The organism is Janthinobacterium saanense, from assembly GCF_014200675.1.
In the GTDB taxonomy this organism is placed as follows: domain Bacteria; phylum Pseudomonadota; class Gammaproteobacteria; order Burkholderiales; family Burkholderiaceae_D; genus Janthinobacterium.
Map to the genome: position 1 here is coordinate 184,375 of NZ_JACHCI010000007.1, position 14,343 is coordinate 198,717.

11 protein-coding genes are annotated in these 14,343 nt (G+C 56.4%); all 11 read right to left on the reverse strand.

The features are described from left to right. Nucleotides 1-1,065, reverse strand: coding sequence for an acyltransferase family protein (locus HDE72_RS12530; RefSeq protein WP_183741253.1), 1,065 nt, complete (start codon nt 1,063-1,065; stop codon nt 1-3). Next, a complete protein-coding gene (locus tag HDE72_RS12535; protein ID WP_183741255.1) occupies nt 1,062-2,549 on the reverse strand; it encodes a hypothetical protein in 1,488 nt (495 codons plus the stop codon). The genes HDE72_RS12530 and HDE72_RS12535 overlap by 4 nt, the downstream gene beginning before the upstream one ends. Continuing rightward, the gene (locus tag HDE72_RS12540; protein ID WP_183741257.1) at nt 2,549-5,761 is read right to left on the reverse strand and encodes a glycosyltransferase; all 3,213 of its coding nucleotides are present in this window, start codon (nt 5,759-5,761) and stop codon (nt 2,549-2,551) included. Before HDE72_RS12540 ends, HDE72_RS12535 begins: the two co-directional genes overlap by 1 nt. Next, nucleotides 5,762-7,066 carry an ABC transporter ATP-binding protein gene (locus HDE72_RS12545; RefSeq protein WP_183741259.1) on the reverse strand — a complete coding sequence of 435 codons (1,305 nt, stop codon included), beginning with the start codon at nt 7,064-7,066 and terminating at the stop codon, nt 5,762-5,764. Further along, a complete protein-coding gene (locus HDE72_RS12550) occupies nt 7,056-7,874 on the reverse strand; it encodes an ABC transporter permease (protein ID WP_183741261.1) in 819 nt (272 codons plus the stop codon). Before HDE72_RS12550 ends, HDE72_RS12545 begins: the two co-directional genes overlap by 11 nt. Continuing rightward, entirely contained in the window at nt 7,874-8,419 is a 546-nt protein-coding gene (rfbC, locus tag HDE72_RS12555; protein ID WP_183741263.1) for a dTDP-4-dehydrorhamnose 3,5-epimerase, read from the reverse strand. Before rfbC ends, HDE72_RS12550 begins: the two co-directional genes overlap by 1 nt. Next, complete coding sequence (rfbA, locus tag HDE72_RS12560; RefSeq protein ID WP_183741265.1) at nt 8,416-9,303, reverse strand: glucose-1-phosphate thymidylyltransferase RfbA; 888 nt, start codon at nt 9,301-9,303, stop codon at nt 8,416-8,418. Before rfbA ends, rfbC begins: the two co-directional genes overlap by 4 nt. A 2-nt stretch (nt 9,304-9,305) precedes the next feature. Beyond that, nucleotides 9,306-10,202, reverse strand: a complete 897-nt coding sequence (rfbD, locus tag HDE72_RS12565) for a dTDP-4-dehydrorhamnose reductase (protein ID WP_260176657.1) — start codon at nt 10,200-10,202, stop codon at nt 9,306-9,308. Beyond that, nucleotides 10,199-11,269 carry a dTDP-glucose 4,6-dehydratase gene (gene rfbB / locus HDE72_RS12570; RefSeq protein ID WP_183741269.1) on the reverse strand — a complete coding sequence of 357 codons (1,071 nt, stop codon included), beginning with the start codon at nt 11,267-11,269 and terminating at the stop codon, nt 10,199-10,201. Before rfbB ends, rfbD begins: the two co-directional genes overlap by 4 nt. 4 nt (nt 11,270-11,273) lie before the next feature. Further along, nucleotides 11,274-12,332 carry a glycosyltransferase family 2 protein gene (locus HDE72_RS12575; RefSeq protein WP_311735231.1) on the reverse strand — a complete coding sequence of 353 codons (1,059 nt, stop codon included), beginning with the start codon at nt 12,330-12,332 and terminating at the stop codon, nt 11,274-11,276. Nucleotides 12,333-12,729: 397 nt separating this feature from the next. Then, nucleotides 12,730-14,256: a DEAD/DEAH box helicase gene (locus HDE72_RS12580; protein WP_183741271.1), complete on the reverse strand. Its 1,527-nt coding sequence runs from the start codon at nt 14,254-14,256 to the stop codon at nt 12,730-12,732. Nucleotides 14,257-14,343 lie beyond the last annotated feature (87 nt).

Below are 14,343 nucleotides of genomic sequence, written 5' to 3' on the forward strand. Positions count from 1 at the left end.
TTAAGTGCTTTTCATTGTACGCAATGGTAGCAGGCCCAGCTTGGCTGAAAATCCATCTTTAAGCTTCATCGCCCGTTTTTCAACCAAATGCCAAGATAGAAATCCGCACAACAATGCCAACATACATGAGTACATGCAGTTTTCCATGCCAGATAAACGCGGGAAATAATGGGCTACCAATTGCTGCGATGGCCATCCATACAAATACACGCCGTAGGAATAATCCCCCCAGCGGTCCAGCCACGCAAATTGTGCATAAAAACTGACGACGCAGAAAAAAGTGCTCAGCAGCAAAATGTAGGCGAACGGAAAACGATCCGTGCCCAAGGTAATGCCAGCCAGAAACAGTGCCACCAGTAAATAAAATGGACTGACCGGTACACTGTCACGATTGATATATAAAAAAGCCCCGATACAAAACAACAAGCAGACATGGCGGCTGGTCGAATTATTGAACAAGGACGGCGTCAGCTCGGGCGCAGACCAGAGAGCCACGATACCGACAAAAAATACCACATTGAATAGCGCCCGGTGGCGCAGTATCCCCAACAGATAAAAGCCCAGCAAGAAAATGTACAGCCACACCTCGATCAATACTGACCAGATCGATCCGTTGACGGCATGATCGCTATGGGTTTCAAATACGCCCGGTAGAAAAAAGCCACCGCGAAAAGTGCCTGCCAGCCCCGTGAAATATGACCAGACATCAGGATGCCGTAGATATTCGCCCAGCGGCAGAGTCGTCAACACGGAACCCATGACAAACGTCACCAGCAGCAGATTGACCCACAGTGCCGGATAGATACGTAATATTCGCGCGACCAGGTATCGCCGGACGCCCCCCTTCAGGATACTGGCGGTGACCAGGAAACCGCTGATCAGGAAAAACAAGTCAACCGCAACGCCGCCACTGAAGGCGTAATTGGTGGTCCGCGTGACCCAGTCGGCTGGTGTGCCTGCCACGATGGCCGGAGTATGCCCATAGATCACGGTAAATGCCGCCAGCAGGCGAATCAAGGTGAGATTGTTATGCTTGCCAACAAATAGATTACCCAGCGTCGTCATTTCAGCGCCTCCAGATGGATGGCCACGCAGTCTACGGGCATTCCGAGAGTGGTCTCAACGACAATAGTCTTGCCAGCCGAACTAGCCGCGCCAGAAACCAGGCCGGCGTATACGGGCGAGGCCGGGTCGGCCAGCACATACCATGTTGCATGCAAACCCATCACATGATCGAGGTAGCTGCCGCCATGCATATACCACGGCGAAAAAGTATCAGCGCCGCTGACACATACCTTGCCAACATGATTGATCTGATCTTTTTGGGAGGCCAACGCGGCCAGAACATGTCGATTTGACATTCCTACTTCGTCATACCAGCTGGCGATGCTGTCGCGTCCGCTACGGTCGAACAGCGACACCAGGATCACCAGTAGCAGGAAGATGCTGGTCGCAAAAACCTTTGCGCTACGCTCGCTTGCAGAAGTAAAAGCCTGCACCAACTCGAACAAAGCCGCGTAACAGGCTGCCATCAATAATGGCAGCCAGATCAGTTCGTAATAAGCATTGACATGGTTGGGCAGTACCGAATATGGCAACATGACACTGAGCATGGCGGCCAGCAGATAAGCGGTCTTGGGCACGGCCCGGGTACGCAGGATCAGCACCAGAGTGGATACCAGCACGAATACAAACACGGTGCAGATCGTCCTGCCATGCTGCCCCAGCGCCGGATGCCCTCCGCCCAGCAAGTAACGCCAGATGGTATGGGCAATGCCGGTTGGCGTCGCATCAATGAAATAAGGTGCAGCGGTGTCGCTCATGCCAAGAAAACTCGACGCAGCCATGAACTTGGCACCGGCGATCAGCAAGCCCGAGATCAGCAGCGCGATCCCGCTCCAGGCGATCATGCGCTTGCGCTGTCCGCGCGCCTGCAGCACGGCATACGCCGCCGTTACCGCATACAGCACCACAAAATCTTCCTTTGCCAATACCGACAAAACCAGCAGCAGCAGCGACCACTGCAATGCGCCGCGCCCTGGCCGCGTCACTTCGCGCAACAGCGCCCACGCCGCCGCCACACCAAAGCAGCCCGACAGCATATGGGTGACCATGCCAGTGTAGCGCGCATACTCGGCGATCACAGGTGTCGCAAAGCAGACCACCGCAAATAACAGCAGCGCTATCCAATAGTTTGCCGGACGGATGACTTCGCAGAGTAACTTCCAATTCAGCAACACAAAGACCAAACTCAGCAAACGTATGCTCCAGATCAGCCACTCGGGGCCCATCTGCGCCAAACCCTGGATCAAAAGGGTCGAAAACGGCCGTATCCACACCCAATTCCAGACATTTCCACCAGAGCCATAGTTGGAATAATCATCATGGTGTACGGGTACCGCGGAAGGTGCATAATGCGCTCCCAGCCCATAGGCGGACAGGTAAAAAACCACGCCCATCAGAAAGAGCGCGAGCAGCATCGTTGTCGCACCGTTACGCCACTTGCCTGCGATTGCCTCCAGCGAACCAGCATTCTTCAAATCATGCATCAAACTACATCCCGTTCATAATTATGTGGCACCCATGGGCCCCACTTGGCTTCATAGGTCGCTTTATTTTGCTCGAACAAGGCTTGCCGGTCGCTGCTCCTGACCTTGTTGAACGAGGCCGACAAATGGTGGTGGATAAACACGTCTTCGGCACACACGATGCGCAATCCCAGTTGTTCGATGCGGCGGCAATAATCGTCATCCTCGAAGAAGCCACGGCCAAACACTTCATCGAGGTCGCCGACCTGTTGATATACGCTGCGCGGTAACATCACGCAAAAGAATGCTGCCGTGGGCAGCGGGAACAACTGACCGATATGGCTGCGGGTATAACGCCCGGTTTCCAGCAGCATCTCCTCCATATTGCTATAACTGGTCTGGATCTTCGCCTGGTTGCCGATATTATTGGTCACCGGACCGATCAGGCCGATACCGGGATCGCGCTGCAAATGCTTGAACATCGTGCGCACCCAGCCTGGCGTGACATAGGTATCATTGTTCAGCAAGACCAGGTAGTCACCAGAGGCGACCGCCAGCCCTTGATTATTGGCGGCGGCAAAACCGCGGTTATCATCGTTCAGGATCAGCTTGCGGTTCGATGCACCGCTTACCCATTCCTTGAGGAAGGCTGGCGAGCCATCCGAGGAAGCGTTATCGACTACGATGATTTCCAGCGGCGCATGCTGGGTATGCAGCTCCAGGCTGCTCAGGCAGGCGCGCGTGAAGTCGATATTGTTATAGGTGACCACGATCACGCTGACCATCGGATCGCGCGCAGCCGATTCGGCCTCGCTGATCAAGGCGCGCGCGCGATGGTTCCAGGTTTGTTCCTGGGCAAAATGCTGGCGTTGTGCGATGGCGTCCGGCCCATCATTGTCTTGCAACACCTGTGCGACGGCCGACAGGAAACCCTCGGTATCCTGGCCCACCCGCACCAGGCCATCGAATTGCCGCATTTCCGGCAGGTCGACCGAGACCACCGGCTTGCCGGCGCTCAGGTATTCATACACCTTGACGGGATTGGTCGCCAGCGTCAGCGGAATCACCTTGAACGGCAACAGGCAGACATCGAAGGCGTGCAGATATGCCGGCAATTGTGCATACGGCATTTCGCCGGTCATCACCACATTCGGCAAATGCGCCAGCTTGCCCTTGGCGTCAACCGTATCGGCGCCGATCAGCAGGATGCAGCAATCGCTGAAACGCCGCGCCAGCGCTTCGACCAGCTCCAGGTCGAACCATTCGGCAATTGCGCCGTAGTAGCCGATCACCTTGCGGCCCTGCGGCTCCGTGTAAATAGTGCCTGGCCGCTGCGCGAAATGGGCAAACTCGCCGGCGTTACGGATCAGTGCGCGGTGCGGTGCATGCTGCGCCACCACGTCGTCGAGCCAGGCCGAGGTGGTGATGGTCAGATCGGCATTGCGCATCAGCGCACGTTCCAGTTCCAGCACCGCTTCGGCCGTATTGCCAAAGCCTTCGTGGTGGTCCATGCAGTCGTAGATGACGCGGCTGTTCGGCAACACTGCCGCCACGTCGTACCAGAACGGATGGTCGATCAGCGACACGATGCTATGCGAATTGGCCCAGTCCAGCACTTCCCCCAGGCTGCCGCGCAATTGCTGCACGATATCGTGGTTCGGTACAGAAGTGTAAATCACCGGCGCGCCGGCGGCATACAGGCGGATCTGGAACAGCCGGCCCGCGCTGTCGAGCTGTTCCTGCTCGAAACCGGCGCGCGTATCGTCGACCAGGTTGACCGATACATAAAACACCCGCCGGCCGGACTGGGCCAGCGCCTGTGCCAGCTGTTGCGGACGCTGATGACGGAAATGCCAGTCGATCACGCCCCAGACGATGTAGTCCGGCGCATCGGCTTGCTGCACTGCCGGCCTCAAAGCCGGCGGGTCGAACGGACGCGACACCAGCACCTGCTTGCGCACCGCGGTGTAAGGCTGGACCACGGTTTTACGGTAGGTGCCGAGCAGTGTACGCTTGACGCCTTCCGGCAAGGGCAAAGCATGATATACCTTGCGCAAACCGCGCAGCAATTTCTGGCGGTCTTCGCTGAGCAAGCCGTAACGCCACAAACGGGCGCCAAACCGCAGCGGCCCGGTCAGGCGCCAGGAGCGCGTGTTGCGCATATGGTCGAGCACTTTTTGCGCAGCTTGCTGGGCTGCTGCCGAATGGCTGAGGTTATTGATTTCCGCCGTCGAGTCAGCAACGCTCTTGAGCAGGCTGGTGTTTTCAGTGGCAGACGTTTGCAACTGCTGATGCAGATTGACGATGTCAGCGGCAAGCGTATCGGCCTGCCGCCGCAATTCCAGTATATGCGTATCACGTTCGATCAACAGTTCATGCAGGTGACGCGACTGCGCGTCCTGATGACGCGACTGTTCCTCCTGGTGGCGCGACTGCTCCTCCTGGCGGCGCGACTGCTCCTCCTGGCGGCGCGACTGCTCCTGCATGTGGTACGACTGTTCCTCCAGCTTACGCGACTGTTCCTGCAGGTGGCGCGACTGCGCGCTCTGGTCGTCTTGTTCAATCCGATAGTCTTGCAGGCACATTCTGCGCTGGTCCAGCCAGGCGGGCGCCGCATACACCAGGATCACTTGCTCGCCGCGCCATAAGGTATTGGGCAGCGGACGGCAATCGATGACGCGCGACCAGGCCAGGCGGAATCCATTGTCCAGCACCAGTGGCAGATTTTCAGGAAGGAAAGAGTAAAAATGCTCGTCGATACGGTCGCGTTCGCGGTAAGGCAAGGCCAGTACGATGGCCTTACTTGCGCGCTGCCCCAGAATGCCCAACACGTCGTAAGGCCGATGGAAATGTTCCAGCGTATTCGACGAAAACACCACATCAAACTTCTTGCAGCCGGCCTGGGCTGCGGCCAGCCAATCCTCGTTGAGAAACTCGATGGCTGGATAACGCTGGCTGGCCTGTTCGATGGCCACCGCCGAAAAATCCACCCCGCTCAACTGCCCTGCATCGATATAACTGGCCAGCACATCGGTGCCGTCGCCCTGCGCACAGCCCCAGTCGACCAGGCTGAGACGATCGCGCCGGATTTCATCGAACAGCCAGTGCGGCAGGCTTTCTATCGCCAGACGGGCAAAGAAACGTGACTGGCGAGGTCCCTCGAAGGACTCCCAATCGGTCGAAAAGCGGCCGTCCCAATAGGTGCCGGTATTGATTGTAGTAACGTCTGTCATTTACTTGAGCAAAATAGAGTGCTGGATGGGAGGCTGAAATTGTCCAAAAAGGCGCGCATCGGATAAGGATGAAAAATAATGGGCGCCTTCGACGTATTCATAATAATGAATATCGCTGTGCTGCCGATTTTCCAGTGCAGCGACCAATAAATATTTACCCGTCAACAAATAGTTATTAAGTTGGAACGATACGCTAAAACGTTCGGTATCGGGCAAGACTTTTCCATCAAAGTCATGTGTTGTGGAAACAATCAGATCGCTGCCCTGCAAATCCTTGATCGAAAAGGCGACACTTAAATGCTCGCGAGAAATACCCGCCGGGATATGCAAATCGATACGGACTTCGATCGCACTATTCCAGTAATGCACATTCTTGCGTTCGCCATCTACATCGAGCACCGAGGCTGACAGGATGCTGCCCTTGTGCGATCCCCAATGGGTCACCGGGCGCGCATCGAGCAAGATGACGGCCTCTTCACCAGCGATGGCTGGCAACGCACTACTCTGCGGCAAGTCTTGCTGCTGGCGTTCGATTTCCGCCTGCAGCACCTCTTCCTCGCTCTGCTCATCACGGAACATGAATTCCATATACCGCCCGGTCACCGGAAACACGTCGCCCTGCTCGACCAGCCTGCCCTTGTCCAGCCAGACCACTCGCTCGCACAAGGTGCGGATCGAGCCGACATCATGGCTGACAAACAGGATGGTGGTGCCGCGCTCCTTGATTTCCTTGATGCGCCGCATGCACTTGGCGACAAAACGGGCATCGCCCACCGACAAGGCTTCATCAACGATCAGGATGTCCGGATCGACATGGATGGCGATGGAAAATGCCAGCCGCGCATACATGCCGCTCGAATACGTCTTGACCGGTTGGTCGAGGAAGTCGCCGAGTTCGGAAAATTCCAGCACTTGCGCCATGCGCGCCTGCATGTCTTGCGCCGGGAAACCCAGGATGGCGGCGTTCAGCATGACGTTTTCACGCCCGGTGAATTCGATGTTGAAGCCCGCGCCCAGTTCCAGTAGCGCAGCCACGCGGCCGTGCGTGACGACGGTGCCGAAGCTGGGTGCAACAGTGCCGCATATCATTTGCAGCAAGGTCGACTTGCCGCTGCCGTTACGGCCAATGATGCCCACCGTCTCGCCGCGCTTGACGGAAAACGAGGCATCGCGCAAAGCCCAGAATTCACGGAAATATTGTTTTTTGCCGCGCCCCAGCATTTGCAGCAGGCGGTCACGCGGCCGGTCGTAGATATGGTAGCACTTGCTCAAGCCCTCTACCTGAATCGATATATCAGAGGACATCGGCAAATCCCTTTCGCGTCTTTTGGAACCAGGCAAAACCCAGCCAGGCCACCATCAGGGTAGCCAAGGCGTACAGCGACAGCATGCCGAAGTCGGGCAGCTTGCCCCAAAATAAAATATCACGCGTCATTTCGACGGCCGGCGTCAAAGGATTGAGCAGCAGCAAATGGCGATATTTTTCCGGCAGCGAACTGACCGGATAAAAAATCGGCGTCAGGAACATCAGCACCGTGGTCACCATGCCGATAAACTGGCCGACATCGCGCAGGTAAACACTCAGCGACGCCAGCATCCAGCTCAGGCCCATGATGAACAGCATCAGCGGCAAGACGATCAGGGGCAGCAGCAACACCGTCAGGTGCGGCACGCCGAACAGCAGCGCATACGCGGCCAGCCACACGCCCAGGCTGATGATGAAATGGAAGAAAGCCGAACCGGCACTCACCCAAGGCAATATTTCCAGGGGAAATACCACTTTCTTGACGTAATTGGCATTCGCCATGATCAGGCCGGGCGCGCGGTTGATACACTCTGAAAACAGATTAAAAATGATCAAGCCGGCAAACAGCACCAGCGCGAACTCCGTTTTTGAGTCGCTGCCGGCATTCCAGCGCGCCTTGAAGACCACGCTGAACACGAAGGTGTAGATGGTCAGCATGAAGACGGGATTGAAAAATGACCACAGGATGCCAAGTACCGAGCCGCGGTAGCGGCCGATGACTTCGCGTTGTATCAATACCAGTAACAGGCCGCGATTACGCCACAGGCTGGCCGCCATTTCCCTGGGTGAACTGGAAAAATGGCGCATTAATTGAACATTTCCGACTCGCTAAAGGCCGTGCCCTGTGCATCCTTGGCCGACAATACTGCCGGGCCAGCCAACGGCCATTCGATCGCCAGCGTGGCGTCGTCCCAGGCGATGCAGCGTTCATGTTGCGGCGCCCAATAATCGGTGGTCTTGTATAAAAATTCAGCGCTCTCGCTCAGCACGGTAAAGCCATGGGCGAAACCTTCGGGCACCCACAGCTGTTTCTTATTTTCAGCACTTAATATCACGCCATACCACTGACCGAACGTGACGGAGTGACGGCGCAGATCAACGACGACATCGAATACTTCACCGGCAATAACACGCACCAGCTTGCCTTGTGGCTGCTGGATCTGATAATGCAAGCCACGCACGACATTTTTTTCAGAACGGGAGTGATTATCTTGCAAAAAAGACACTGATCTACCCACTGCAGCTTCAAATTGCGCATGGTTATAGCTTTCAAAGAAAAACCCGCGCTCATCACCAAACACCTTGGGTTCGATGATCAACACATCCGCAATCGGACTGGCGATCACATTCATGCTACTTTCCCTTCTTTCAGCAAACGCTGCAAATACTGGCCATAACCATTCTTGGCCAGGGGCTGGGCCAGGCGCGCCAGCTGCGCCGCGTCGATAAATCCTTTGCGGTATGCAATCTCTTCCGGGCACGCCACTTTCAAGCCCTGGCGATGCTCTATCGTCGCGATAAAGTTGCTGGCCTCAATCAGGCTTTCATGCGTGCCCGTATCGAGCCACGCGTAACCACGCCCCATGATCTCGACATTCAATTGCTGGCGCTCCAGATAAATCCGGTTGACGTCAGTAATTTCCAGTTCGCCACGCGCCGATGGCTGCAGTCCTGCAGCAATCTCGACGACTTGGTTATCGTAAAAATACAGGCCAGTCACCGCATAGTTACTCTTCGGCACCAGCGGCTTTTCTTCCAGGCTGGTCGCCTGGCCATAGGCATCGAAATCGACTACGCCATAGCGCTCCGGATCCTGCACGTGATAGGCAAACACGGTGGCACCGGACCGGTGCGACGACGCTTGTTCCAGCTGAAGCTGCAAATCATGACCATAAAAAATATTATCGCCAAGCACGAGTGCACAAGCGCCATCGCCAATAAAATCCTTGCCGATAATAAAAGCTTGCGCCAAACCATCAGGACTTTCCTGCACCGCATATGTGAGCTTCAGGCCCCATGCGCTGCCATCACCCAGTAATTGCTGAAAACGTGGCGTATCCTGTGGCGTCGAGATAATCAAAATCTCGCGTATGCCAGCCAGCATCAAGGTAGTGAGCGGATAATAAATCATCGGCTTGTCATAGATCGGCAACAATTGCTTGGACACTGCCATGGTGACGGGATACAAGCGCGTCCCCGATCCTCCGGCCAGGATGATGCCTTTACGTTCAGTCATGATTATTTTTCCAGAAATTCGGTCAGCATACGGCTTACACCGATACGCCAGTCAGGCAGGGTAAGGTCAAATGCCTGTTGTACTTTTTGCAGGTCGAGGCGGGAGTTTTTCGGGCGCGGCGCAGGGCTGGGAAAAGCATTGCTGGCGACTGCCTCAATCGCGCCTGGCCCCACTTTCAAGTCCACGCCGGCCTGGCGCGCCTGCTCAATCACAAAGCTGGCATAGCCGTGCCACGAGGTGTGTCCTGCTGCGGCAAGATGGTAAATGCCGCCCAGTTCAGGGTGGCCACGCATGGCGCGGATCGCATGCGCACTGACGTCGGCCAGCAAGTCGGCGCCGGTCGGCGCACCAATCTGGTCATCCACCACCGACAGGCGTTCACGTTCGGCCGCCAGGCGCAGCATGGTTTTGGCAAAATTGCCGCCACGCGCCGCATAGACCCAGCTGGTACGGAAAATCAGATGGCGGCAGGCCGATGCAACGATCGCCTGCTCACCTTCGAGCTTGGTCTTGCCATACACGCTGAGCGGCCCGGTCGGATCGCTCTCAGTCCAGAGGCGCTCGCCACTGCCATCGAACACATAATCGGTGGAGTAATGCACCAGCAGGGCGCCGCTGCTTGCGGCTACGCGCGCCAGCACACCGGGCGCCAGCGCATTGACAGTGCGGCACGATTCAACATCGCTTTCCGCGCGGTCGACCGCGGTATACGCGGCCGCATTGACGATCACATCGGGCGACAGCAGACGCACGGTGTCGGCGAGACCGTCGAGGTCACGCAAGTCACCGCAAGGATCGCGGCTGTCGCTACCCAGTGCCGTGAGTTCGCCCAGAGGCGCCAGGCTGCGCTGCAATTCCCAGCCTAGTTGACCGTTTTTACCCAACAACAGAATTTTCATGCGCTGCGTCCCGTATAGTTCTTCTCCAGCCAGTCGCGGTACACGCCCGATTGCACATCCGCCACCCATTGCGCATTATCCAGATACCATTGCACCGTCTTGCGGATGCCAGTATCAAACGTTTCGGCCGGTTTCCAGCCCAGTTCAAGCGCGATCTTGCTGGCGTCGATCGCATAGCGGCGGTCATGGCCGGGACGGTCCGTGACATAGCTGATCTGCTGCCGATAGCTGGCGCCGTCAGCACGCGGACGCAATTCATCGAGTAGCGCGCAGACGGTATCGACGATCTCCAGATTCGGCTTTTCATTCCAGCCACCGATGTTATAGACCTCGCCGGTCCGGCCCGCCTCCAGCACGCGCCGGATCGCACTGCAATGATCCTTGACGTACAGCCAGTCGCGAATTTGCTGGCCATCGCCGTACACTGGCAAGGGCTTGCCGGCCAGCGCGTTGACGATCATCAAGGGAATCAGTTTTTCAGGAAAATGATAGGGACCGTAGTTATTCGAACAATTGGTCGTCAATACCGGCAAGCCATAGGTATGGTGATACGCCCGCACCAGATGGTCGCTGGCCGCCTTGCTGGCCGAGTAAGGGCTGTTCGGCTCATAGCGGTGCTGCTCGGTAAACGCCGCCGCCTCTGGCGACAGCGAACCATAGACTTCATCGGTGGAGACGTGCAGGAAGCGGAATGCCGCCTTGCCGCCATCATCGAGCGTGCCCCAATACGCGCGCACGGCTTCGAGCAAATGAAAGGTGCCGACGATATTGGTTTCAACAAAGGCGGCCGGACCATGGATGGAACGGTCGACATGGCTTTCTGCGGCGAAATTGAGCACCGCGCGCGGCTGGTGCTGGGCCAGCAAGGAAGCCAACAGGACACTGTCGCCGATATCGCCGTGCACAAACAAGTGACGTGGGTCATTTTGCAAGCTGGACAAATTTTCCAGATTGCCTGCATACGTCAAGTTATCCAGATTGATCAGCAACTCATCGGATTGCGCCAGCCAGTCCAATACAAAGTTACTGCCAATAAAACCGGCTCCGCCGCTTACAAGTATGGTCATTCGATTATATTTTATTGAAAATTGCTGCTAAAAAAAGGGCCAGATTTCCTGCAGTACTTTGCCGATGCACACGCGAGCGTTTCATTAACCAAAGCCGGGGCAATAACCAGGTATTTCTGGCAGCCGAGAAATCGTCGAGTATGAGCTGGTTTTCTGGCGTCAAGCGATGACGCAAACGCTGCAGTGACTCGATATTGCGGTCGTTCCAGCTACGGAACCAGCCGTTCCATAGCCTTTGTACACGCGAAAAACGTGCTGACCAACTGATATTGGTACCCACCAGGTTGCCATCGTGCTGGCGGTAGCGCAGCGATGGGCAGGCGTCGTAAAAAACCTTGCCACCACAGCCGCTGACGACCATATATGCCCAGCAATCATGCGATACCACATCAACATCATGGCCTGCGTCGCGTAATAATTTTCGCGCAGCATTATTAAACACCATGGTATTACCACCACCAATACTTTGTATTAAAGAATTGGAAAAACTCGGTGGCCGGGTAAACAAGGGAGACGTTCCAATCGGGGTATTGTCTACATCCACTAATAATGCTCGGGAACAATAAAGCGCAGGAATATCAGACGGTACGCTACGCAACCAATCGACTGCCCGCTGCAATTTATCCGCTTCCCAGATGTCATCCTGATCCGAATAGGCGTAATAATCGGCACGAATACCGGCGTCACAACTGAGTGACAGAAAGTTGGCTGCAAAGCCCTGGGCTGGTCCGGCATGGGTAGACAAGCGTGTATGACCCCATTTTTCCTGATATTGTTCAAGAATCGCATGGGTATCGTCCAGCGAACCGTCGTCGGACGCCCACACTTCCCAATTGGGATAGCTTTGCGCCGCAAAGGAATCGAGCTGATCCGCCAAGAAATGCTGGCCATGGTAAGTACACAACAAAATGGCGACTTTTGGCAGATCGACAGGCTGGCGCAATGCGGCGGTACTTGCGTGCTGCATGGTAACGGCTGCATGCAAAGCCGCTACACGGGCAAGCGGCCTCCCCAGCAGGACGCCATTCACTTCGTTCGATACCACTCTATTCAATTGGCTCACGCTTATTCGCCTCCACTCTGACTCATTCCGCCGATGCGCGGGGCACATCCGGCAGGAAGTATCGCAGATGCCAGCGTTTTTTTATAAGCTGGTAACATCATGTAACAATACAAACTCACTCAATGATTTTAACATCAACAAAAATACATCCCTGTCGCGCACAAACCCTTTACAAAAATAAAACGGCATGCATGTAACAAAGCACTTTCCAATCGATGGATTGGAAATGAATATTGTACGGAGTTAATTATTTGCAAACAATACAAATGAGCAATAAACTGGCCTACAAGCCAGTTTATTGTCATTCAAGGCTGAAATAAATCAACAGCACCCAGATAGACCATGGCGCTGTGATATCGGGAGGCGGCGAAGGTGGCCCCAAGCCCCTGAGACGGGATTACTGCTTCGGCAAGCCGCCGAGCAAAGCCGCCAGCTTTTGCTTGGGTTTGACTGGTGGCAAATTATTATTCACGACTGGTGCCGCCGTCTTGGCCGGCTCATATGGCTTGAGGAACCAGGGATCGGTTTTTTCGCGGCGGGCGCCGGGGCTGAATGCCGGACGGCTGCCGCGCTCGGCCGGACGCGCTGGCGCATCGCTGCCATGGCGGCTGTCCGAGGAACGCGCCGGATGCGGCTCGCCGCCTTCCGTACGGCGTGGCGGACGGCGTTCGCTATCGTTGGCGCGTGCCGGGGCTGGATTAAAACCGGCCAGTTCACCGCGCTTGATGGTTTGCTTGATCAGCTTTTCGATATCGGCCAGCAAGCGCTCGTCTTTATCGGAATAAATCGAGATGGCGTCGCCCGAGGCGCCGGCGCGGCCCGTGCGGCCGATGCGGTGCACATAATCTTCTGCGTTATACGGCAAGTCGAAGTTGATCACGCACGGCAAATCCGAAATATCAAGGCCGCGGGCCGCCACATCGGTAGCGACCAGCACGTCGATCTCGCCCTTCTTGAACGCTTCCAGCGCGGCCATGCGTTCCTGCTGGCTCTTGTCGCCGTGAATTGCGGTGGCACGCATGCCCTCTTGCTCCAGCACGCGGGTCAGGCGCGAGGCGCCGATCTTGGTATTCGAAAACACAATTACTTGCTTCAGGTCACGCTGACGCAGCAAATGGGCGACCAGCGCATGCTTCTGGTCTTCCGTTACTTTATAGACCACTTGCGTGACCTTGTCGGCCGTCTGGTTGCTGCGCGCCACTTCGATGGTCAGCGGATTGTTCAGGAAGGTATTGGCCAGCTTCTTGATTTCCGGCGAGAAGGTTGCCGAGAACATCAGATTTTGCCGCTGCTTCGGCAACAAGTTGATGATGCGTTGCAAGTCTGGCAAGAAACCCATGTCCAGCATGCGGTCGGCTTCGTCCATGACCAGCATCTGCACCTGGCCCAGGCTGATATTTTTCTGCTCGATATGGTCGAGCAAGCGGCCCGGCGTGGCAATGACGATTTCCACGCCATTGCGCAGGATCACCGTTTGCGGCTTCATGTCCATGCCGCCAAAGACGACGGTCGAGCGCAGCGGCGTGTGCTTGGCGTAGGCCTGCACGTTTTCGGCCACCTGCACCGCCAGTTCGCGGGTCGGGGTCAGGATCAGCGCGCGCACCGGATGGCGGGCGGGCGACATGCTGCTGCTGGCATGGGCCAGCAGCAACTGGATGATAGGCAGCGAGAAGCCGGCCGTCTTGCCGGTACCCGTCTGCGCGGCGCCCATTACGTCGCGGCCTTGCAAGACCACCGGTATGGCTTGCTCCTGGATCGGAGTCGGATGGGTGTAACCCTGCTCGGTCAAGGCGCGCAAAATGTCGGGGGCGAGGCCGAAATCGGCAAAACTCACGGTGGGGGCAGCGGGGGCAGGCGCGGGGGCAGCGGCAGGTGCCGGTGCAGAAGCGGCGTCAGGCGTAGGAGTCGATTCGATTTCAGACATAAATTTTCTGGTGTGCCTCCGCACTGCGGAAGCCATGCTTTCTCAATAAACAACATTACGGGGCGCGGCAGCTCCGTTTTGCAAGCC